This window comes from Nocardiopsis sp. MT53, from assembly GCF_019598965.1.
GTDB lineage: Bacteria > Actinomycetota > Actinomycetes > Streptosporangiales > Streptosporangiaceae > Nocardiopsis > Nocardiopsis changdeensis.
On the sequence record NZ_CP080599.1, the window covers coordinates 357,364 to 377,796 of the forward strand.

At 74.6% G+C, this 20,433-nt stretch carries 16 protein-coding genes; 5 read left to right on the forward strand and 11 right to left on the reverse strand.

Translation table 11 applies throughout. From position 1 onward, the window contains the following. Positions 1 to 85: 85 nt before the first annotated feature. The 9 genes from egtD to K1J57_RS01570 form a co-directional block, all read right to left on the reverse strand. Positions 86 to 1,063, reverse strand: coding sequence for an L-histidine N(alpha)-methyltransferase (gene egtD, locus K1J57_RS01530; protein WP_220562699.1), 978 nt, complete (start codon positions 1,061 to 1,063; stop codon positions 86 to 88). 13 nt (positions 1,064 to 1,076) lie between these two features. Further along, the gene (gene egtC, locus K1J57_RS01535; RefSeq protein WP_220562700.1) at positions 1,077 to 1,808 is read right to left on the reverse strand and encodes an ergothioneine biosynthesis protein EgtC; all 732 of its coding nucleotides are present in this window, start codon (positions 1,806 to 1,808) and stop codon (positions 1,077 to 1,079) included. Beyond that, positions 1,808 to 3,151 carry an ergothioneine biosynthesis protein EgtB gene (egtB, locus tag K1J57_RS01540; protein ID WP_220562701.1) on the reverse strand — a complete coding sequence of 448 codons (1,344 nt, stop codon included), beginning with the start codon at positions 3,149 to 3,151 and terminating at the stop codon, positions 1,808 to 1,810. The genes egtC and egtB overlap by 1 nt, the downstream gene beginning before the upstream one ends. Next, entirely contained in the window at positions 3,148 to 4,431 is a 1,284-nt protein-coding gene (egtA, locus tag K1J57_RS01545; RefSeq protein WP_220562702.1) for an ergothioneine biosynthesis glutamate--cysteine ligase EgtA, read from the reverse strand. Before egtA ends, egtB begins: the two co-directional genes overlap by 4 nt. A gap of 411 nt (positions 4,432 to 4,842) precedes the next feature. Then, a complete protein-coding gene (locus K1J57_RS01550) occupies positions 4,843 to 5,907 on the reverse strand; it encodes an ABC transporter ATP-binding protein (RefSeq protein ID WP_220562703.1) in 1,065 nt (354 codons plus the stop codon). Continuing rightward, positions 5,904 to 6,902 carry an ABC transporter ATP-binding protein gene (locus K1J57_RS01555; protein ID WP_220562704.1) on the reverse strand — a complete coding sequence of 333 codons (999 nt, stop codon included), beginning with the start codon at positions 6,900 to 6,902 and terminating at the stop codon, positions 5,904 to 5,906. The genes K1J57_RS01550 and K1J57_RS01555 overlap by 4 nt, the downstream gene beginning before the upstream one ends. Then, entirely contained in the window at positions 6,899 to 7,846 is a 948-nt protein-coding gene (locus K1J57_RS01560) for an ABC transporter permease (protein WP_220562705.1), read from the reverse strand. Before K1J57_RS01560 ends, K1J57_RS01555 begins: the two co-directional genes overlap by 4 nt. Next, positions 7,843 to 8,910 (reverse strand): ABC transporter permease, encoded by a 1,068-nt coding sequence (locus K1J57_RS01565; RefSeq protein ID WP_220562706.1) that lies wholly within the window; start codon positions 8,908 to 8,910, stop codon positions 7,843 to 7,845. Before K1J57_RS01565 ends, K1J57_RS01560 begins: the two co-directional genes overlap by 4 nt. Continuing rightward, a complete protein-coding gene (locus K1J57_RS01570; RefSeq protein WP_220562707.1) occupies positions 8,907 to 10,766 on the reverse strand; it encodes an ABC transporter substrate-binding protein in 1,860 nt (619 codons plus the stop codon). Before K1J57_RS01570 ends, K1J57_RS01565 begins: the two co-directional genes overlap by 4 nt. A gap of 232 nt (positions 10,767 to 10,998) precedes the next feature. Between K1J57_RS01570 and K1J57_RS01575 the strand changes: the two genes are divergently transcribed. The 5 genes from K1J57_RS01575 to K1J57_RS01595 all read left to right on the forward strand — a co-directional run bounded on the left by K1J57_RS01575 (position 10,999) and on the right by K1J57_RS01595 (position 17,257). Then, positions 10,999 to 11,715 carry a metal-dependent hydrolase gene (locus K1J57_RS01575; protein ID WP_220562708.1) on the forward strand — a complete coding sequence of 239 codons (717 nt, stop codon included), beginning with the start codon at positions 10,999 to 11,001 and terminating at the stop codon, positions 11,713 to 11,715. Positions 11,716 to 11,802: 87 nt separating this feature from the next. Continuing rightward, positions 11,803 to 12,462, forward strand: a complete 660-nt coding sequence (locus tag K1J57_RS01580) for an O-methyltransferase (protein WP_220562709.1) — start codon at positions 11,803 to 11,805, stop codon at positions 12,460 to 12,462. A 215-nt stretch (positions 12,463 to 12,677) separates the two neighbouring features. After that, positions 12,678 to 13,823, forward strand: a complete 1,146-nt coding sequence (locus K1J57_RS01585; RefSeq protein WP_220562710.1) for an exonuclease SbcCD subunit D — start codon at positions 12,678 to 12,680, stop codon at positions 13,821 to 13,823. Continuing rightward, positions 13,823 to 16,795 (forward strand): AAA family ATPase, encoded by a 2,973-nt coding sequence (locus K1J57_RS01590; protein ID WP_220562711.1) that lies wholly within the window; start codon positions 13,823 to 13,825, stop codon positions 16,793 to 16,795. Before K1J57_RS01585 ends, K1J57_RS01590 begins: the two co-directional genes overlap by 1 nt. Before the next feature lie 48 nt (positions 16,796 to 16,843). Further along, on the forward strand, positions 16,844 to 17,257 hold the full coding sequence (locus K1J57_RS01595; RefSeq protein WP_220562712.1) for a hypothetical protein: 414 nt from the start codon (positions 16,844 to 16,846) through the stop codon (positions 17,255 to 17,257). A gap of 53 nt (positions 17,258 to 17,310) precedes the next feature. Here K1J57_RS01595 and K1J57_RS01600 read toward each other — a convergent pair whose 3' ends face one another. After that, positions 17,311 to 18,192 carry a TIGR03621 family F420-dependent LLM class oxidoreductase gene (locus K1J57_RS01600; protein WP_220562713.1) on the reverse strand — a complete coding sequence of 294 codons (882 nt, stop codon included), beginning with the start codon at positions 18,190 to 18,192 and terminating at the stop codon, positions 17,311 to 17,313. Positions 18,193 to 18,284: 92 nt separating this feature from the next. Continuing rightward, the gene (locus K1J57_RS01605) at positions 18,285 to 20,423 is read right to left on the reverse strand and encodes a cytochrome c oxidase assembly protein (protein ID WP_220562714.1); all 2,139 of its coding nucleotides are present in this window, start codon (positions 20,421 to 20,423) and stop codon (positions 18,285 to 18,287) included. Between the last annotated feature and the right edge of the window lie 10 nt (positions 20,424 to 20,433).

Below are 20,433 nucleotides of genomic sequence, written 5' to 3' on the forward strand. Positions count from 1 at the left end.
CTGATCACCTACCTGGTGGGCACACTGGTGGGGGCGTTCACCTCCCTCTGAGGGCGCGGGGCCGGGCCCCGGAGGCGGCGGGCGGCTACGCGCGGGCGGTGGACAGGCTCAGCGCGAAGTCCCCGGCCGGGTCGGTCCACCAGTGCGTCGGCTCGAACCCGGCCTCCTCCAGCTCCTCCTCCAGGCCCTCCCGGCGGAACTTGGCGGAGATCTCGGTGCGCATCTCCTCGCCCGCCGCGAAGTCGACGTCCAGGTCCAGGGCGGCGACGCGCACGTGCTGGTCCACCCGCGAGCGCAGCCGCATCTCGATCCACTCCTCCTTCTCGTTCCAGCGGGCGACGTGCTCGAACTCCGACGGGTCGAAGTCGGCCCCCAGCTCGCGGTTGATCACGTTGAGGACGTTGCGGTCGAACTCGGCGGTCACCCCCTGCGCGTCGTCGTAGGCCGCGACCAGGCGGTCGGCGTCCTTGACCAGGTCGGCGCCGAGCAGGAAGGTGTCCCCCGGGCGCAGCACCGCCCGGATGTCGCGGAGGAACCCGGCCCGGGGCCCGGGCTCCTGGTTGCCGATGGTCGAGCCCAGCACGGCGATGGTCTGCCGCCCGCCGTCCTCGCGCACCGGCAGCAGGCCCAGGTGGTGCTCGAAGTCGCCGACCACGGCGTGCACGTCCAGGTCCGGGTAATCGTCGGCGACCCTGCGCGCGGAGGCGGCCAGGAAGTCGCCGCTGACGTCGACGGGGACGAACCGGGCCAGGGCGCCGTGGCGGCCCATGGCGTCCAGCAGCAGCCGGGTCTTGACGCCCGACCCCGAGCCGAGCTCGATGAGCGCCTCGGCGCCGGCGGCGCCGGCGATCTCGTCGGAGCGCTCCTCCAGGATGGCCCGCTCGGCCCGGGTGGGGTAGTACTCGGGGAGTTCGGTGATGTCCTCGAACAGGGCGCTGCCGCGTTCGTCGTAGAACCACTTGGGCGGCAGCTGCTTGGGGTTGGACGAGAGCCCTTCGGCGACGTCCCTGCGCAGGGCCTTGTCCAGGTCGTCGGCGGTCAGGTTGCGGTCGATGCGGAACACGGCGACTCCTCGGTCAGACGATGGGGTGGATCTCGGTCCGCTCCGCCGCGGCCACGGCCACGGAGCCTTCGGGCACCTCCCGCCAGCCCGGGGAGTCGTCGTAGGGTTCCGAGGCCAGGACGACGCCTCCCCCCGGTTCCCGCAGGGTGAACAGGGTGTCCCCGGCGGCGGTGCCCACGAGGGTCTCGCCGTCGGTCGCCAGCAGGTTGTAGCGCCCCTCGGAGTGCTCGCGGGCGTGGCGGACCACTGCGGCCAGCGCTCCGGGCAGGTCGCCGGAGGCCCGCCACAGGCGCACCACGTGCCCGAACAGGGGCGCGGAGTCCACCGGGGCGCGGGCGTCGAGCACCCCGGCCGGGGGCGGCAGCGCCGCCACCAGGGCGTCGTCGTCCTTGACCGCGCCGTTGTGGCTGAACAGCAGCCGCCCGGCGCGGAAGGGCTGGGCGCTCGCCTCGTCGGTGCCGAACCCGACGGTGGCGTCGCGCACCGCCGCCAGCACGCAGCCGGAGGCCAGGCCGCGGGCCGCCTCGGCGAAGGAGGTGTCGCCCCACATCGGCAGGGCGCGCCGGTAGCGCAGCGGTTCGGGGGTGTCGTCGGGGTACCAGCCCACGCCGAACCCGTCGGCGTTGACCGTGCCGTACTTCTGGAGCTGGGGCGCCCAGGACTGGACGTGGAGCGAGTGGGGCGCCGCGTACAGCAGGTCGTACAGCGTACGCGGCGGCCCCAGGTAGGCCAGGTGGCGGCACATCAGGCGGGCTCCGCGTCGCGGGCGCAGCGGAACCCGCTGAAGATCTGCCGCCGGATGGGCAGGTCCCAGTTGCGGAACGTGGAGCGGACCGCCGTGGGGTGGGTGGCCCACGAGCCGCCGCGCAGCACCTTGTACCCGGAGTCGAAGAACACCTCCGAGTACTCGCGGTACGGGAAGGCGCGGAACCCCGGGTAGCCGTGGAAGGTGGTGGAGGTCCACTCCCACACGTCGCCGATGAGCTGGTGCACGCCCAGCGGGGACGCCCCGTCGGGGTGGCGGCCCACGGTCGCGGGGCCGAGCCTGCGCTGGCCCAGGTTGGCGTGGCGGGCGGCGGGCTCCCCGTCGCCCCAGGGGTGGCGGCGGGACTCCCCGGTCGCCGGGTCGAAGCGGGCGGCCTTCTCCCACTCGGCCTCGGTGGGCAGCCGTTTGCCCGCCCACTCCGCGTAGGCCCGGGCCTCGTGGTAGTTGACGTGCTGGACCGGCTCGTCGGGCGGCACCAGCTCACGGCGGCCGAAGCGGCGCCTGGCCCACTCCTCGCCCTCGCGCTCCCAGAAGGCGGGGGCCACGGCCCCGCGCTTCTCCTTCCACTCCCAGCCCTCCCGGCTCCACCAGTGGCGGGTCTGGTAGCCGCCGTCCTCCATGAACTCCCGGTAGGCGGCGTTGGTGACGGGCGCGGTGTCGATGAAGTAGGCGGGCAGGTCGACGGTGACGGCGGGCTTCTCGTTGTCGTAGGCCCAGGGGTCGTCGTCGGTGCCCATCGTGAAGGGCCCGGCGGGGACCAGGGCCTCGGCCTCCGCGGGCGGGCGCAGGGGCGCGACGGCGGGCGCCTCCTCCAGCAGCACGGGGGCGCCCCGGCGCAGCTGGTGGGTGGCGAGCATGGTCTCGTCGTGCTGGTGCTCGTGCTGGATGACCATGTGGTAGACGAACCCGGCGTCCAGCAGGCCGGGCGGGTCGTCGGGCCCGCGCGGGGCGGGCACGGTGAGGTCGACGCCGTCCAGGGCGTCCAGGACCTCCCGGCGGACCCGCTCGTTGTAGTCGCGGGCCTCCTGCGGGCGCAGCAGCGGCAGGTCAACGCGCTCGGCGCGGGGGTTCTCGAAGGCGTCGTAGAGGTGGTCGATGTCGGGGCGCAGGGCCTCGCGCCCGGCGGCGGCCCGCAGCAGCCACTGCTCCTCGTAGTTGCCGATGTGCGCCAGGTCCCAGACCAGCGGCGACATCAGCGGCGAGTGCTGGGTGAGCAGCTCCTCGTCGTCGAGGGCGTCCAGGGTGAGGCCGAGGCTGCGCCGCCTGCCGCGGTCGAGCTCGGCGGCGATGCGCTCCTTGGAGATGTCCTGTCCGTTGTTCACCGAACTCCTCCACCGTGTCGGGAGTGGCGTTCCGCCGGCCCCGCGTGGGCGGGGCGCGGCTCGGGCACGCTCGGCCGCGTGTCGGCGGGGCTGAGCCCGCGCCGGGTGTGGCGGTCGGCGTAGTCGTCGACGAGGCGGGCCAGGCGCGTCGCGCCCATGCGGGGCAGGGCGTCGACGGCGGCGTCGAGGCAGCGGCGGGCGCAGGCGGCCAGGGCGGGGTCGGCCATGCCGTCGCGGGCCGCGCGCAGCCACAGCCTCCGGTCGGGGGCGGGGCCGCCGCAGAGCCGTTCCACGGCCTCCTCCGCGGCGGCGCGGGCGCCCGGGTCGTCGAAGAGGGCGGCGGCGACCGCGACGGGGACCGGCCACCAGCGCAGCGGCAGGGCGTCGATCATGCGCAGCTCCCACCAGCCGCGGGGGCGCACGGGCGGGAAGAGGGTGCTCAGGTGCAGTTCGAGGTCGGCCGGGGTGGCGGGGCGCGGGCCGTGCCCGGCGATCCACTCGGCGAGGGTGATGCCGGGGTCGGCCAGCCAGGAGCCGCCGCCCCCGGGGGTCTCGGAGACCGCCATGACGGAGGCCCGCAGGGCGTAGGCGGTCCAGGCGTCGGCCGGGTCGGCGGGGCTCCCGGGTTCCAGGACGGGGGCGGTGCGGTCGGCGTCCATGCCCGCCCAGATGGCCCAGCGGGTGGACTTCCAGCCGGTGGGGCGGCCGCGCCAGAGCGCGGAGTTGGCGAAGGCGGCGACCAGGACGGGGCCGAGCCGGTGCGCGAAGCCCCAGCGTTCGCCCAGGTCGGCGGGGTCGGCCCCGGAGTCCAGGCACACCTGGAGCGAGGCGGTCGCGCACATCATGGTGTGTCCGCCGTAGGTGCGGCGCTTGGCGAAGAACCGGTCCATGGCCTCGTACCGGGGCAGCCGGAGCTGCCGGTGGGGGGTGCGCACGGGGTCCAGTGCGGACTCGACCAGGCCCAGGCCGTCCTGGGCGAGGGTCTTTCCGAGGTGCTCCAGGTCCTCGGCGAGCGCTTCGTGCGCTCGGGCCGGGCCGGGCAGGGCGGGCGAGCTGAGCTCGATCTGTCCGCCGGGTTCGAAGGTGACGCGACTTCCCGCGGGCGGGGGGCCGGAGCCCTCCAGCAGCGCCGCGAGGCGTTCGATGGCGACGGTGGCGCCGGGTGCCGCGGTGTCGGTGACGAGCCACTCGGTCTCGGCTCCGACCTTGCCGGGAGGGCCTGTCTTGAAGCAGACCCCGTTGATGTACTCGTGGACGTCGTCCGTGGTCATGTGCGCCATGGGGTGCTCTCCCTCAGGACGTCGCCGCCCCGTGCGGAGCGGCGCCTCCCCTGTCTTCCCCCGGTCTCCCGCGCGGCGAACGTGCCGACCGTCCGGAAACGTGAACGGATGCGGACAGGTGCCGCATGTGCGACCTGTCTCCGGTTCGCGACATCCCCGGTGACTTCGCCCTTCCCGGGCGGCCGGGCCCCTCCCCCGCACCATGGAAGTGACTCACATCACATTTCAGGGAACCCGATCGCCCCGGGAGGCGGCCGAATCTCACCGTGCGGATGCGGGCCGGGACCTTCCGTTTACGGACGGCCCCGGTCCGATCCGGCCGCGCACCCGCTCCGTGCACGGCGGGGCGCCGCGGCGCGTGCCGCGGCGCCCCGCCGTGTGCGGGCGGCCCCGGGGGGCCGCCGGGACCCGTCACCGCCCGCCGGGAGGCGTCCCCTCCAGGGCGCGCGCCCAGTGGCAGGCCGTGGCGTGCGCACCCCCGTCACCGGGCAGGACCCCCGGGTCCTCGGTGCGGCACCGGTCGGCGACGCCCGCCCGCTCCGCCTCCCCCGAGGCCAGCACCGGGCAGCGCGGGTGGAACCGGCAGCCCCCCGGCACCTTCTTGGGGTCCGGCGGCTCCCCCGCCAGCACCACCGGCTCGCCGCCGGCCTCGGGCAGCACCGACAGCAGCGCCCGGGTGTACGGGTGCCGGGGCCCGGAGAGGACCTCCTCCACCGTCCCCAGCTCCACCACCCGGCCCAGGTACATCACGGCGACCCGGTCGGCGATGTTCCACGCCAGCCCCAGGTCGTGGGTGGCGATGAGGGCGGACAGCCCCAGCTCGTCGCGCAGGTCCAGCAGCAGGCGCAGGATCTCGCCGCGCACCGACGCGTCCAGGGACGCCACCGGCTCGTCGGCCACCAGCACCTCCGGCTCCAGCACCAGCGCCCCGGCGATCACCACGCGCTGCCGCTGGCCGCCCGACAGCTCGTACGGGTACCGGGACAGGAACCTCTCCGGCGGCCGCAGGCCCGCCCGGGACAGCGCGCGGGTCACCCGCTCGGCCTCGTCGGCCGTGGTCCCCCCGTGGATGCGCAGGCCCTCGGCGACCGACTCGTAGACCGTGCGCCGGGGGTTGAGCGAACCCGTCGGGTCCTGCTGGACCAGCTGCACCCGGTGCCGGTAGGCGCGCAGGTCGCGGGAGGAGTACCGCAGCGGGCTCCCCTCGAAGGACACCGTGCCCGCCGTGGGGCGCTCCAGGCCCAGCAGCACCCGGCCCAGGGTGGTCTTGCCGCAGCCGGACTCCCCCACCAGGGCGACGATCTCCCCGGCCGCCACGTCCAGGTCGACGCCGTCCACGGCCCGGGCGGCGGCGCGGCCGCCGCCGAACCCGGACGTGAAGACGACCCGCACGCCGCGGGCGCTCAGGACCGGCGTGCCGGTCCCCTCCCCGCCCTCGGGCGCGGACGCCGACGCGTCGGTCTCCGTGGTGCTCAACGGACCCCCTCCCCGACCGGGCCCACGTGCACGCAGGCGGCCTGCCTCTCGGACTCCCCGCGGGCGTCGGGCGCGACCGGCCACAGCGGCGGGTCGACCGTCGCGCACACCTCCTCCGACACCGGGCACCGCGGCCGGAACACGCACCCCGCGGGCGGGTCGGCGGGATCGGGCGGGTCGCCCGGCAGGCCGCGCGGGGCCCGCCGGGAGGCCGGGTCCCCGATCCTGGGGAAGGCCGCCCCCAGCGCCGCGGCGTAGGGGTGGGCGGGGGCGCCCATCACCTCGCGCGCCGGCCCCTGCTCCACGATCCGCCCCGCGTACATCACCGCGACCCGGTCGCAGGTGTCGGCGAGCACCGACAGGTCGTGGCTGATCATCAGCATCCCGATGCCGTGGTCGGCGACCAGGCGCTTGAGCAGGGCCAGGATCTGCGCCTGGATCATCACGTCCAGGGCGGTGGTGGCCTCGTCGGCCACGATCAGCCGCGGCTCGCAGGCCAGGGCCATCGCGATCATGACCCGCTGGCGCTGGCCGCCGGACAGCTGGTGGGGGTGGTCCGCGGCCCGGGAGGCGGGCAGCCCCACCTGGCCCAGGAGCTCGGCCACCCGGTCGGCGACCCTCTCCCTCGGCACCGTCCGGTGGATCAGCAGGGGCTCGGCGATCTGCTCGCCGACGCGCCGCACCGGGTTGAGCGAGTGCATGGCGCCCTGGAACACGATGGCGGCCTCCGACCAGCGGACCGCGCGCAGCCGCCCCCACCGCATGGTGAGCACGTCCTCGCCGGCCAGCTCCACGGCCCCGGTGACGCGGGCCGTGGCGGGCAGCAGCCGCAGCAGGGCCATGGCCACGGTGGACTTGCCGCTGCCGGACTCCCCGGCCAGGCCGAGCGTGCCGCCCGGCTCCAGGGAGATGTCGACGCCGCGCACGGCGGGGACCTCGCCGCCGCCGGAGCCGTAGGTCACGTGCAGGTCCCGCACGTCGAGAAGGGAGGTCATCGCCGCTCCCGGAGTCGGGGGTCGAGGACGGCCTCCAGGGCGCGGCCGCACAGGGTGAACGCCAGGGCGACCAGGGCGATCGCCAGCCCCGGAGGCACCATGTACCACCAGATCCCGGAGCTGATCGCGCCCGCGTTGCGGGCGCTCTCCAGGATCCCGCCCCAGGAGATGGTGGTGGGGTCGCCCACGCCCAGGAAGGCCAGGGTGGACTCGGCGATGATGGAGGTCGCCACCAGCAGGGTGGTCTGGGCCAGCACCACTGGCATCACGTTGGGCAGCACGTGCCAGGCCATGACGTGCAGGTGGCCGCCGCCCAGGGCGCGGGCCCGCTCCACGTAGGGCCGGGCCTCCACCGCCAGGGTCTGGGCGCGCACCAGGCGCGCGGTGGCGGGCCAGACCGTCAGGCCGATGGCGAGGATGATCGTGCCGGTGCCGCGGGGCAGGACCGCGGCCAGCGCCACGGCCAGCACCAGGGTGGGCAGCACCAGGAACCAGTCGGTGAGGCGCATCAGGACCGACGACAGGAGCCGCCCCGCGGTGCCGCCGGACGCCCCGAAGTGCCCGGCGGTCATGCCGACCAGGGTCCCCAGGGCCACCGAGACCGCGGTGGCCAGGAAGCCGACCGTCAGCGAGACCCGGGACCCCCAGATGATCAGGTCGAGGATGGACCGGCCGTAGTCGTCGGTGCCCAGCGGGAAGCGGGCGCTGGGCGGCTCGAAGGCGGCGCCGGGCGCCCGGGTGACGGTGAGGTCGGCCGGGTCCACCAGCAGCGGCGCGCACAGGGCGAGGACGACCAGGAGGAGCAGGCCGACCAGGCCGACCATCCCCGCGCGGCGGCGGGAGTACTCGCGGGCGAACGAGCGCAGCGCCTCGCGGCGCCTGCGGCGGGCCAGGGCCCGCGGGGACGGGGGTGCGGCGGACGGCGGGGCCGCGGCTGTGTTCATGGGCGCACCCTGGGGTCGAGCAGCGGGTAGACCAGGTCGGCGACGAGGTTCATGACGATCACCGAGGCCGCGAACACCACGAACAGGCCCTGGACCAGGCCCAGGTCGGGCACGCTCAGGCCGGAGTAGAAGAGGCGCCCCAGCCCCGGCCAGGAGAACACGGTCTCGACGAGGATGACCCCGGAGACCACCTGGCCCAGGTTGAGGAAGACGAGGGTGACGGTGGGCAGCAGGGCGTTGGGCACGGCGTGCCTGCGGCGCACCAGAGCGTCGGTCAGGCCCTTGGCCCGCGCGGTGGTGAGGTAGTCGGCGTCCTTCTCGTCCATGAGGGACGAGCGCATGATCATCAGGTACTGCGCGTAGATGACCGCGACCATGGTGGCGACCGGCAGGACCATGTGCCAGGCCGTGTCCAGGGCGACGTTCCAGAACCCGGTGACGCCGGGCGCGGTCATGCCTCCGGTCGGGAACAGCCCGGGCAGCGGGTCGCGGCCGGACGCGAACAGGACGATGAGCAGCAGGCCCAGCCAGAACGTGGGCACCGACCAGAAGAACAGGGCCACCGTGGTGTTGACCCGGTCGCCCGCGCTCCCGGGCCGCCAGCCCGAGCGCACGCCCAGGAGCAGGCCCAGCAGGGCGGCGATGACGGTGCCGGTCCCGGCGAGCAGGACCGTGGGCCCCAGCGCGTCCAGGATGAGCTCGGCGACCGGCCTGCGGTACTGGAACGAGGTGCCCAGGTCCAGCCGGAACAGGCCCAGGGCGTAGTCGAGGAACTGCTGCCACAGCGGCTGGTCCAGGCCGAACTGGCGGCGCAGCTCGGCGCGCTGTTCGGCGGAGACCTCGCGGCCCTCGGTCATGGCGCGGACCGGGTCGCCGGGCAGGATGCGGAACAGGAAGAACCCGGCGACGACCACCCCGGCCAGGGAGAGCACGGCGGTGAGCAGCCGGCCGCCGACGTAGCGGAGCACGCGCCCTGCGCGGCCGCGGCCGGCGGGCCGCGCGGGCCCGGCCGGGGCGGCGGAGGGGACCTCCTCCGCCCCGGCGGTGAGAGGGGCGCCGGTCACTCGCGGTCCTCCGCGGTGGCCCGGCGGCGGAACAGGAGGAACGCGCCGCCGGCCACGAGCACCAGGGCGACCGCGCCGATGCCGATCCACATCCCGGTGGAGACGCCGCCCGCGCCCGCCTGCTCGGCGCCGCCCTCCGCGGGCTGGGCCGCCCAGAACGCCCAGTAGCCGTCCTGGCCCCAGATGTTGCCGCCCTCGGCGGGCTGGGGCAGCAGGGTCCCCTCCTGGATCTGGTCGGTCCGGTAGGCCTCCCGGATGTCCGGGTAGGTCAGGACGTTGACGACGGCCTCCTCGTAGAGGATGCGCTGGAGGTCGTGGATGATCTCGGCGCGCGCGGCCCGGTCGTACTCCTGCAGCTGGTCCGCGTACAGCTCGTCGTACTCCTCGTCGCAGAAGTACGCGTCGCCCTGCATGGTGCCCGGTTCGGTGGGCAGCGCGTCGCAGGTGTGGATGCTGAACACGTAGTCGGGGTCGGGGTTGACCGTCCACCCGGTGAAGATGAGGTCGTACTCGGCGGCGTACAGGGCGTCGCTGAGCACACCGGGGTCGACGGTGAGGTTCTCGACCTCGATGCCGATGTCGGCCAGGCGCTCCACGATGACCCTGCCCGCGCTGACGTTGTCGGGGCGGTCCTGGTGGACGTGCATGCGCAGTTCGAGGCGGTCGCCGTCGGGCGAGACGCGCACGCCGTCGTCGCCCATCTCGTAGCCCGCCTCGTCGAGCATGGCGTTGGCGGCGTCCGGGTCGAAGTCCAGGATCGCCTCGTCGCCCTCCGGCGACCAGTGGAAGTCGGTGTAGCGGGCCGGGATGTAGCCCCCGGCAGCCGTGGCGCGGCCGCCGTGGGCCTTGTCCACGATCTCCTGGTTGTCGATCGCCATCACGATGGCCTGGCGCAGGGTGCGGTCCGCGAGCGCCGGGTGGCCGTCGCCGAACTCCTCGCCGTCCTGGGTGACGGCGCCGGGGTTGATGGTGAACGCCTGGAACCGCTTGCCGTCGGCGAAGTTGACGGCGATGTCGGAGGTCTCCTCCAGGGCGTCGGCCTGGGCGGCGGTCAGCTCGTAGACGAAGGAGACCTCGCCGCTGCGCAGGGCCTCGACGGCGGCGTCCTTCTCGGGGTAGTACCGGAAGACGAGGTTGTCGAAGCCGGGGGCGCCGTTCCAGTGGTCGGGGTTGGCCTCCAGCGTGATGCTCTGGCCGCGCTCGTGCGAGGTGAGGACGAAGGGGCCGCTGCCCACGCTGGGCAGGGCGTCGCCGTCGGCCGGGTACTCGGCGAAGGCGTCGCCCTCGCTCTCGACGATGGGCTCCCACACGTGGCGGGGCACGATGGGCACCGTCAGCGACTCCATGGTGGCCTGGGGCTCGGAGAGCTCCACGACCACGGTGTGCTCGTCGGGCGCGGTGACCTCCTCGAACCCGGCGACGTAGTTGCCGTTGGCGATGGCCGCGGACTCGTTCTCCATGATCGTGGTGAGCGTCCACACCACGTCGTCGGAGGTGAGCGGTTCGCCGTCGGAGAAGGTGACGTCGTCGCGCAGGTGGAAGGTCCAGGTCAGGCCGTCCTCGCTGGTCTCCCAGCTCTCCGCCAGGGCCGGGGCGGGGTTGCTCGTCTCCTGGTCGTTGGTGACCAGCGAGTCGTAGACGTGGGACAGGATGTTGGTGGTGACGGCGAGCTGCGCGGTGAACGGGTTGAAGGAGTCCACCTGCTGGGCGATCGCCACCGTGAGCGTGCTCCCGTCCGCGGGGGCGGGGGCGGCGGAGGCGGGGGCGGCCGCGGTCCCGACGACCAGCAGCAGAGCGGTTCCCGTGGCCGCCGCCCTACAGAGCGGCGACACGGTCGGAGGGTGATGGGAGTGCATCTGGGCCCCTGTCAGGATCGTGGGGTGGTGGCCTGGGCCACCAGGGGGTAGTTGGTTGTCTACCAACGGACCGAGAGAAGCGTCAATGACCTACAAGGTGCGCCGTGACATCGCAATACATTCGCGGCCGAGCACAGTCACAGAGGGGTTTCCCGGGCGTTAAGTGTCAAATGGGCAGACCGTAATGACCCCGCCTTGGCACTGTTGTTCGTACTCCGCTACGGTTCCCGCCATGATGGGGCACTCTCACGCACTGAGCGGCGTGGTCGGCTGGATGGCGGTCGTACCGCTCGTCCAGGGGACGCAATTCCTGGGTCTGGACTTCAACCTCGGCCCGAGCGAGATCATCGCCGGCTCCCTGGTGTGCGCGGGAGCGGCCCTGCTCCCGGACGTGGACCACAAGAGCGCGACGGTCACCAAGACCTACGGCAAGGTCACCGAGGTGCTGAGCGACATGCTGTCGTTCCTCTTCGGCGGCCACCGGATGGGCACCCACTCCTTCTTCTTCGCGGTCCTCATGGGCGTGCTCGTGCAGCTCCTGGCCCTGTGGTCGGAGCTGGCGGTGCAGATCTTCGTGTTCCTGCTGATCGGCATCGCGCTCCAGGGCCTGGGTTTCGGACTGGACAAGAACCGGACCGCGTCGGGGGTCATCAACGCGCTGGCCACGGCGGCGATCACCCTGGCCCTGTTCTCCGCCGGGACCAACTACACCTGGCTGGGGCTGGCGGTCGCCTTCGGTGTGGTCCTGCACTTCCTCGGCGACATGATCACCAAGATGGGCGTGCCGATCTTCTGGCCGTTCTGGAAGAAGCGCATCGGCCAGAACCTGGGCTTCAAGACCGACGGGCCGGTCGAGCAGAAGGTGGTCACCCCCCTGCTCACGGTCGGCGTGATCGTCGGCTCCATCTACCTCTTCGACTGGCCGGCCCTGCTCCCCGAAGGGCGCTGACCCCGCCCGGCTCCCCCGTTCACCGCCCCGCCCGTGTCGGCGGGGCCTTTCGCTGTCCGGACCCGGGCCCGGGCTAGGGTGGGCGCCGTGACACGAACCACAGAGAGCCTCACCCCGGAACTGTACGAATACCTCGTCGCACAGGGCACTCCGGTCGACGGCGTGCTGGCCGACCTGGTCGAGGAGACCGCCCGCCTGTTCCCCGAGAGCAAGGGGATGCAGATCGGGCCCGAGCAGGGCACGTTCACCACCCTGCTCACCCGGATCTCCGGCGCCCGTGACGCCGTGGAGATCGGCACCTTCACCGGCTACTCGTCGATCTGCCTGGCCCGCGGCCTGCCCGAGGACGGCACGCTGCTGGCCCTGGACGTCAGCGACGAGTGGACCTCCGTCGCCCGCCGCTACTGGGAGCGGGCCGGGGTCGCCGACCGGATCACCCTCCGGCTGGGCCCGGCGCTGGAGACCCTGCGCTCCCTGCCCGCCGAGGCCCGGTTCGACCTGGCCTTCATCGACGCGGACAAGGAGGGCTACGTCGACTACTGGGAGGAGCTCGTCCCGCGCATGCGCGCCGGCGGGATCCTGCTGGCCGACAACACGCTCTCCCACGGCCGTGTGGTCGACGGCGCCGACACGACGGCGCGCGTCCAGGGCATCCGCGACTTCAACGCCCGCCTGGTCGCCGACGACCGGGTCACCCAGGTCCTGCTGCCCATCGGCGACGGCCTGACCCTGGCCCGCAAGAACTGAGCCGTGTTCTTCTGAGCCTCCGCTCCGGTTCGTGCCCGGCGCCCCTGGAGGGCGGGGACCTCGCGAACCCGCGGCGGCACAGGGGAGCGTTCGGAAAGAAGGCACCGGGCGGCGCGGCGCCGTCCGTACCATCCGTACGGCTGTGCGCGGTATCGCCTCCCCGGGCGACGGTTTCCCCACCCGGAACCGTCGCCCCTTCGATAGTGTCCGGTTCCATGCGGTTGCTGCACACCTCCGACTGGCACCTGGGCCGCTCCTTCCACCGGGAGAACCTCCTCGACGCCCAGGCCGCCTTCCTCGACCACCTCGTCGACACCGTCCGGGAGCGGGCGGTCGACGTCGTGCTCGTGGCGGGCGACCTCTACGACCGGGCCCTGCCGCCGGTGGACGCCGTGCGCCTCTTCGACCGGGCGCTGGGGGGCATCCGGGACACCGGCGCGCGGGCCGTCCTCATCGCGGGCAACCACGACTCCACGGCCCGGCTGTCGTTCGCCTCCGGGCTCATCGACGCCTCCGGGATCCACCTGCGCGGCACGCTGGACGGCATCGGCGAACCGGTGCTCATCGAGGACCGGCACGGGCCCGTCGCGTTCTACGGCATCCCCTACCTGGAGCCGGAGATCGCCCGCCACCACTGGGGGCTGGACGAGCGCGGGCACCCGGCGGTCCTGGGGCACGCCATGGACCTGGTCCGCGCCGACCTGGCCCGGCGGCCCGGCACCCGCTCCGTGGTGCTCTCGCACGCCTTCGTCGCGGGCGGCGAGCCCTCCGACAGCGAACGCGACATCTCCGTGGGCGGTGCCTCGCACGTGCCCGCCTCCGTGTACGCCGGCGTCGACTACACCGCCCTGGGCCACCTGCACGGGCGCCAGACCCTCACCCCCGCGGTCCGCTACTCCGGTACCCCGCTGGCCTACTCCTTCTCCGAGGAGCACCACCGCAAGGGGTACTGGCTGGTGGACCTGGACGCCGACGGCCTGGGCGGGGTCGAGTTCGTCGACGCCCCCGTGCCCCGGCCGCTGGCGCGGATCCGCGGCCGCATCGACGACCTGCTCGGCGACCCCCGCTGGGAGCGGTACACCGGCCACTGGCTCCAGATCACCCTCACCGACCCCCGCCGCCCCGCCCAGCCGATGGACCGGCTGCGCGAGCGGTTCCCGCACACGCTGGTGCTGGAGTTCGCCCCCGAGGGCGGCGCGCCCGCCACCCGGCCGGTGGCCGCACCGGTGGCGGGACGGGCCGAGCGCGCGGTGATCGGCGACTTCGTGGAGTGGGCGCGCGGCGTCCCCGCCACCCCCGAGGAGACGGCCCTGGTCGAGGCCGCCGTCGAAGAGGTCCGACTCCGGGAAGGACTGCGCTGATGCGCCTGCACACCCTGACCGTCCGGGCCTTCGGGCCGTTCGCGGGCACCGAGACCGTGGACTTCGACCGGCTCGGCGCCAACGGGCTGTTCCTGATCCACGGGCCCACCGGGGCGGGCAAGACCTCGGTGCTGGACGCCGTCTGCTTCGCCCTGTACGGCTCCCTGCCCGGGGCCCGCGGCAAGGACGACTCCTACAAGAGCCACCACGCGCCCCTGGACCGCCGCCCCGAGGTGCGCCTGGAGTGCACGGTGCGCGGCCGCCGCGTCCGCGTCACCCGGTTCCCGCGCTGGGAGCGGCCCAAGAAGCGGGGCTCGGGCACCCTGGTGGAGAACCAGAAGGTCGTCGTCGAGGAGCTCGCCGGCGAGCGCTGGGAGGGCGTGACCACCCGCCCGGACGAGGCCGGGCAGTTCATCGGCGACCTGGTGGGGCTCACCCTGGACCAGTTCTGCCAGATCGTCCTGCTCCCCCAGGGGGAGTTCTCCCGCTTCCTGCGCGCCTCCGCCAAGGACCGGCGCGCCTCGCTGGAGCGGATCTTCAACACCGGCGTGTTCCGGGAGCTGGAGGACTGGTTCGCCGAACACGCGACCCGGCTGCGCCGGAAGGTGGAGGCCGCCGACCTGAGGGTCCGCGAGAGCGCCGGGCGCATCGCCGAGACCGGCCGCTCCACCGCCCCGGAGGACACCGAGGAGCTGTGGGCCTGGGCGAGCGAGCTGGCGGCGCTGACCGCGGCCGTGGCCGACGAGGTCGCCCCGGTGGTGGACTCCGTGGCCGGGGCCCGGGAGGAGGCCGCCCGCGCCCTGGCCGAGGCGCAGGCCCTGGACCGGCGGCGCACCCGGCTGGCCCGTGCCCGGGCCGGGCTGGACGAGCTGCTGGAGCAGGCGGAGTGGCGCGCCCGGGTCGAGGCCGGGCTGGCCGCCGCCGAGCGGGCCGCCGCCGTGCTCCCGCTGCTCGGCGAACGCGACGCCCGGCGCACCGCCCTGGCCAAAGCCGCTCTGGTCCGGGACCAGGCCCGGTCCCTGCTGCCCGCGGCGTTCGCGTCCGCGGCGGGCGCGCCGGAGCTGCGCGCCGCCGAACGCGGGTGCCGGGACTCCCTGGCCCGGGCCGAGCGCCTGCGCGCGGACGCGCGGCGGCTGCGGGAGCGGCGTGAGGCGATCGCCCGGTTCGACCGGCACCTGGCCAGGATCGACGAGACCCTGGAGCGGGCGCGCACGCACCTGGCCGACCTGCCCGCCGCCATCGCGGACCTGCGCGGGCGCCTGGGCGAGGCGCAGGGCCGGGCGGGGCGGGTGGAGGCGGCCGAGGCGGCGCTGGCCGCCGCCGCGCAGCGCCGCGACGCCGTCGCCGAGCACGGCCGGCTGTCCGCCGAGCTGGACCGGGCCGAGGCCGCGCACCGCGAGGCCGTGGACGCCGCCCAGGCCGCCCGCGAGCACGTGCTGTCCCTGCGCGAACGGCGGATCACCCACATGGCCGCCGAGCTGGCCCTGGGGCTGGCGGAGGGGGAGCCGTGCGCCGTGTGCGGTTCCGCCGAGCACCCGGCCCCGGCCCTGGCCGCCACCGGCTCCCTGGTCACCGCCGGGGAGGAGCGCGCGGCCCAGGCCGCGGCGGACGAGGCCGCCCAGCGCCGGTCCGCCGCCCAGGAGCGAGTGGCCGCGCTGCGCGAGCGGGCCGCCACCGCGCTGGAGCGCGCCGAGGGGCGCGACCCCGGCACGGCCGCCGCCGAGGTGGCCGAGCTGACCCGGCAGCGTGACGAGGCCCGCGCCGCCGTCGACGAGGCGCGGCGGACGGAGGAGGAGCTGGAGGGGCTCGCCGACCGCCTGGAGCGGACCCGGGCCCACGAGGCCGAGCAGGCCCGGCAGCGGTCGGAGACCGCCGCCCACCGCGACGGCGCGGTCGAGGAGTGCGACCGCCTGGCGGCCGCCCTGCACGAGGCGCTGGGCGGGGAGGACGTCGACCTCGACGCCCGGGTGCAGGACCTGCACGCCGAGGCCGAGCTGCTGGCGGAGGCCGCCGCGGCCGTGGAGGAGCACGGGCGGGCCGCGGGCGAGCTGGACACGGCCGAGGCGGCCCTGGCCGAGGCGCTGGCCGGGGCCGGGTTCGCCGACGGGGCCGCGGCCCGCTCGGCCGCCCTGGACGAGCGCGAGCGCCGGGAGCTGCGGTCCCAGGCCCGCCTGCACGACGACGCCCTGGCGGCGGTCCGTGCGGCGCTGGAGGACCCCGAGCTGGCCGCCGTCGCCGACCTGCCGCCCCCGGACCTGTCCGCGCTCAAGGCCGCCGCCGACGAGGCCGCCCTGGCCGCCGAGCGGGCGGTGACCCTGCGCGGGCTGTGGCGCCAGCGCGCGGACCGGCTGGCGGCCCTGCGCGCGGAGCTGCGTTCGCGGCTGGACGACTGCGGCCCGGTGCTGCGCCGGTACCGGATCGCCGAGGGGATGCGGGCGCTGACCGCCGGGACGGCCAAGGACAACACCGACGGGGTACGCCTGTCCGCGTACGTGCTGGCGGCACGGCTGGAGCAGGTGGTGGCGGCCGCCAACGACCGGCTGTACACCATGTCCGACGGGCGCTACGAGCTGCGCTACACCGTGGACAAGACCGTCAGCGACGGCCGGGCCCAGAAGGCCGGCGGGCTGGGCATCCGGGTGGTGGACGCCTGGACCGGCGCCGAACGCGACCCGGCCACCCTGTCGGGCGGCGAGACGTTCTTCAGCTCGCTGGCGCTGGCCCTGGGGCTGGGCGACGTGGCGAGCGCGGAGGCCGGCGGGGCCGACATCGACACCCTGTTCGTGGACGAGGGGTTCGGCACCCTGGACGAGGACACCCTGGAGGAGGTCATGGACGTGCTGGACCGGCTGCGCGACGGCGGCCGCGCCGTCGGCGTGGTCAGCCACGTCGCCGACCTGCGCCACCGCATCACCGGGCGGCTCCAGGTGGTCAAGACCGCCGCCGGGTCCCACATCCGGCACGCCGGCTGACTCCGGTAGGAGCATCCCGGGGACGGGGTCCGGCCGACCGGTGGGAGAATGACCAGCGTGAATTCGCTGGTGGACATCGCTGTGTTCGGAATCGTGGGCGCCATCATGATGGCGGCCCTGGTCGGTCTGCTCCTGGTGGCCTCGGGCCGCGCGGGCGGGGTCTCGCCCGGGGTCCAACGGGGCTTCGCGGCCGCCGCCCTGGCGCTGCTGGTGGCGGTGCCGACGCTGGCCGCGATCAACGTGCTGGCGTCGGGGGCGGGCTTCTGGCGGGCGTTCGCGGTGGCCGCCTGTGTGGCGGCGATCGCCGCCGCGGTCAACATCGGCCTGTCGCCGCTGGTCGCCAGGCGCCAGGGCAGCGCCGGGACGGTGCTGCGGCCCTCGCTGCCGGTGTTCGCCATCGGCCTGGTGCTGTGCCTGGCCCTGGGCCTGGTCACCGCCGGCCTGGCCGCCCTGTTCGCCTGAACCCCTGCGACCCCGGGGCCCGCGGACCGTCCGGTCCGCGGGCCCCGTCCGTTTCAGCGGCCCTCGGCGGCCTCGCGGGCGCGGACCAGCGGGATGACCTCGGCGAGGGCGTCGTCGCCCCGCCCGCCCAGCGCCACCACATGTGTGAAGCCGTAGCGGTCCCGGCGCCGGACCAGGGCGTCCGCCATCTCCTGCGGGGTGCCCATGAGCAGGTAGGGGTTCTCCCAGAGCGGTTCGTGGTCGGGGACGACGCCCGGCCACACCAGCTTCACCAGGGCGGCGGCGCTCTTCTCGACGTCGTCGGTCACCTCGACGTGCTGGAGGAGGACGCTGAGCTCGATGTCGCGCCCCGCGGCGCGCTCGCGCACCAGCGCGACCCGCTCGTCGGTCTCCTCGGCGCCCCCGACCCGGAAGACGCCCATGCGGGCCCCCTTGCGCTGGGTGAGGCCGGCGACGCCGACGATGTCGGCGCGTTCGGCGGCCAGGGCCAGGGTGGCCGCGCCGTGCCCGCCGATGAGCAGCGGCGGGCGGTCCTCCCCCAGCCGGGCGTCCAGCCCGTCCACGGCGGCGGCCAGGTCCGCCAGTCGCTCCGCGTGCGCGCGCCAGGGGATCCCGGCGTCCTCGAACTCCCACTTCATGTGGCCGGCGCCCAGGCCGAGCTCGAAGCGGCCGCCGGAGAGCCGGTCCAGGGTGACGGCCTCCCGGGCCAGCAGGGCGGTGTTCCAGAACTCGTTGTTGAGCACGTAGGTCCCCAGGCGCAGCCGTTCGGTGGCCGCGGCGGCGGCGCCCAGCAGGGTGAACGGCCCGCCGGTGTCCAGGTGGTCGGGGGCCAGCAGCAGGTCGTAGCCTCGCTCCTCGACGGTGCGGCAGGTGTCGGTCCAGGTCCGGGCGGTGTCCGCGTCGATGATGTTGACGCCGAAGCGCATCCTTCGCATGCCCCGATCAGACACCATCGCCGCCCCCGGCGCCAGGGTTCTGCGCAGAGGGGCCCGCGGACCGGACGGTCCGCGGGCCCTCGCGTGCGGCCTCAGGCCTCGTCGGCCCTCTTCTCCGCCGGCTCCCCGGCGGGCGCCTCGGCCGGGGCCTCGGTCGGAGCCTCGGCGCCCGACATCGCCTTGTTCCGGCGGTCGAGTTCGGCCAGGTAGGCGTTGTAGGCGTCCAGGTCGGCGTCCTCGGAGCCGTCGCGGCGGGCGTGCCGCTCCCGGCGGCGCTCCTGCTTCTCGTCGTCGCGGGACCACTGCACCACCAGCGCCAGCATGACCAGCAGCGTCGGGATCTCGCCCAGCGCCCAGGCCACGCCGCCGCCCGCGTACTGGTCCTCGGCCAGGTCGTCGACCCACGGGACGTCGAACTGGCCGTAGAAGTCCATGGCGATGGGCGCCGTCTGCATCATGATCGAGATGCCGAAGAACGCGTGGAAGCCCATGGCCAGCAGCAGGAGCAGGATGCGCAGCAGGTAGGGCATCTTGCGGGGCGCCGGGTCGACCCCGACGATCACCCAGTAGAAGAGGAACCCCGTGAGCAGGAAGTGCACGCCCATGAACAGGTGGCCGAGGTGGTCGTTCATCAGCGTCGGGAACAGCGGGGTGAAGTACAGCGCGTAGGGGCTGAACACGAACAGCGGCGTGGCCACCGCCGGGTGCGTGACCACCTTGGAGAACCGGCTGTTCAGGAACAGGTTGAGCCATTCGCGCGGACCCCGGTCGCCGCGCCGCTTCGCCGGGCGCAGCGCCCGCAGCGCCAGGGTGACCGGCGCGCCCAGCACCAGCAGGATCGGCGTGAGCATCGACAGCACCATGTGCTGGATCATGTGCGCGGAGAACAGCACCATCGCGTAGGTGGCGTACCCGCTGAGGTGCGCGACCACGATGGTGAGCAGGCCCGCCGCGAAGGCGACGGTCCGCCCGACCGGCCAGGAGTCGCCGCGGCGCAGCAGGCGGGTGACCCCGGCGGCGTACAGGCCCCCGGCGACGACCACGAGCATGATGAAGAACAGGTCCGGCCGCCACAGGGTGAGCAGGTTGACCAGGTCCATGGGCGGGGGGACGGGGAAGCCGAGGATGAGCGCGGCCGGGTCCACCCGGCTGTCCAGCGGCGGGGGCGGCGCGGTGCGGCCCAGGCCGACGGAGACGCCGATGACGAGCGCCATGACGAGGACCTCGACCGCGGCGATGCGCAGGAACAGCAGGCGCCGGTAGGCGGGCCGGGCCGGCTCCCCGGCGGCGCCGCCCGCCCCCTTGAGGGCGAACTCGCGGTGCAGGTACCCGAACGCCCCCAGGACGGCGAACAGCACGGCCTTGACGACGATGATCAGCCCGTACTCGGTGCGCACCAGGGCGTCGAACGACTCGATCCGGGCCAGGGCGCTGGCCAGGCCGCTGATCGCCACGCCGATGTAGGCCCACAGGGCCAGGCGGCTGAACCGGGCGGCCGCGATCTCGACGGCATCGCCGTTCGCGCGCATCGCGTGGTAGGTGAGCAGGGCCAGGCCGCCGGTCCACACGCTGATCGTGACGACGTGCATGGCCAGGCCGGTGACGGCCAGCTCGTGCGACCCGGAGGAGGCGGAGTGGCCGGTCAGCGCGGGCGGTGTGAGGGCGACCAGGGAGAGGATCAGCAGCCACAGGGCCCCGGTCGCGCCGGTGACGGTGCGGCCGAACAGCAGGATGCCCGTGGTGAGCAGGATGACGAACATCAGCGCGATGCCGCCGGAGACCGATCCGGCGTAGGCGGTGACCTCGTCGACGCTGACCTGTCCCAGCGGCCGGGCCAGGAACTCCGACGCCTGGAAGTACAGGGTGGCCACGGCGCCCGCGGCCCAGGCCAGGGCGCTCCAGGTGGCGGCCTGCACGTAGCCGGTGGCCTGGCGGGACAGCCGTCCCTTGTCCGAGGGCAGCAGGACGACGGCCAGCAGCAGCGTCCCGACGGTGAGGACGGCCGCGGCGTCCATGACCGCCTTGGACAGGGGCAGGCCCCAGCGCACGGCGTCGCCCGCGTCGGGCAGGCCGGGGATGATCTCGGGGAACGCGGCGCCGCCCAGGACCAGGGTGATGCTCAGCCCGGCCAGGCACAGCAGGGCGGCCACCGCCGCCAGGACCGCCGTCGTGGACGTGCGGGGCGCCCCGGTGCGGTCCGGGGACTGGGTGATCTTTGCGGGAGGAGCCACGTGCCACTTC

Bases quoted from the DNA above. Each gene is read 5' to 3' on its own strand.
- egtA (WP_220562702.1), bottom strand. From the start codon at position 4,431: ATGGCGCACATGACCACGGACGACGTCCACGAGTACATCAACGGGGTC.
- K1J57_RS01595 (WP_220562712.1), top strand. From the start codon at position 16,844: ATGACCAGCGTGAATTCGCTGGTGGACATCGCTGTGTTCGGAATCGTG.
- K1J57_RS01570 (WP_220562707.1), bottom strand. From the start codon at position 10,766: ATGCACTCCCATCACCCTCCGACCGTGTCGCCGCTCTGTAGGGCGGCG.
- K1J57_RS01600 (WP_220562713.1), bottom strand. From the start codon at position 18,192: ATGCGAAGGATGCGCTTCGGCGTCAACATCATCGACGCGGACACCGCC.
- K1J57_RS01585 (WP_220562710.1), top strand. From the start codon at position 12,678: ATGCGGTTGCTGCACACCTCCGACTGGCACCTGGGCCGCTCCTTCCAC.
- K1J57_RS01560 (WP_220562705.1), bottom strand. From the start codon at position 7,846: ATGAACACAGCCGCGGCCCCGCCGTCCGCCGCACCCCCGTCCCCGCGG.
- egtC (WP_220562700.1), bottom strand. From the start codon at position 1,808: ATGTGCCGCCACCTGGCCTACCTGGGGCCGCCGCGTACGCTGTACGAC.
- K1J57_RS01590 (WP_220562711.1), top strand. From the start codon at position 13,823: ATGCGCCTGCACACCCTGACCGTCCGGGCCTTCGGGCCGTTCGCGGGC.
- K1J57_RS01575 (WP_220562708.1), top strand. From the start codon at position 10,999: ATGATGGGGCACTCTCACGCACTGAGCGGCGTGGTCGGCTGGATGGCG.
- K1J57_RS01555 (WP_220562704.1), bottom strand. From the start codon at position 6,902: ATGACCTCCCTTCTCGACGTGCGGGACCTGCACGTGACCTACGGCTCC.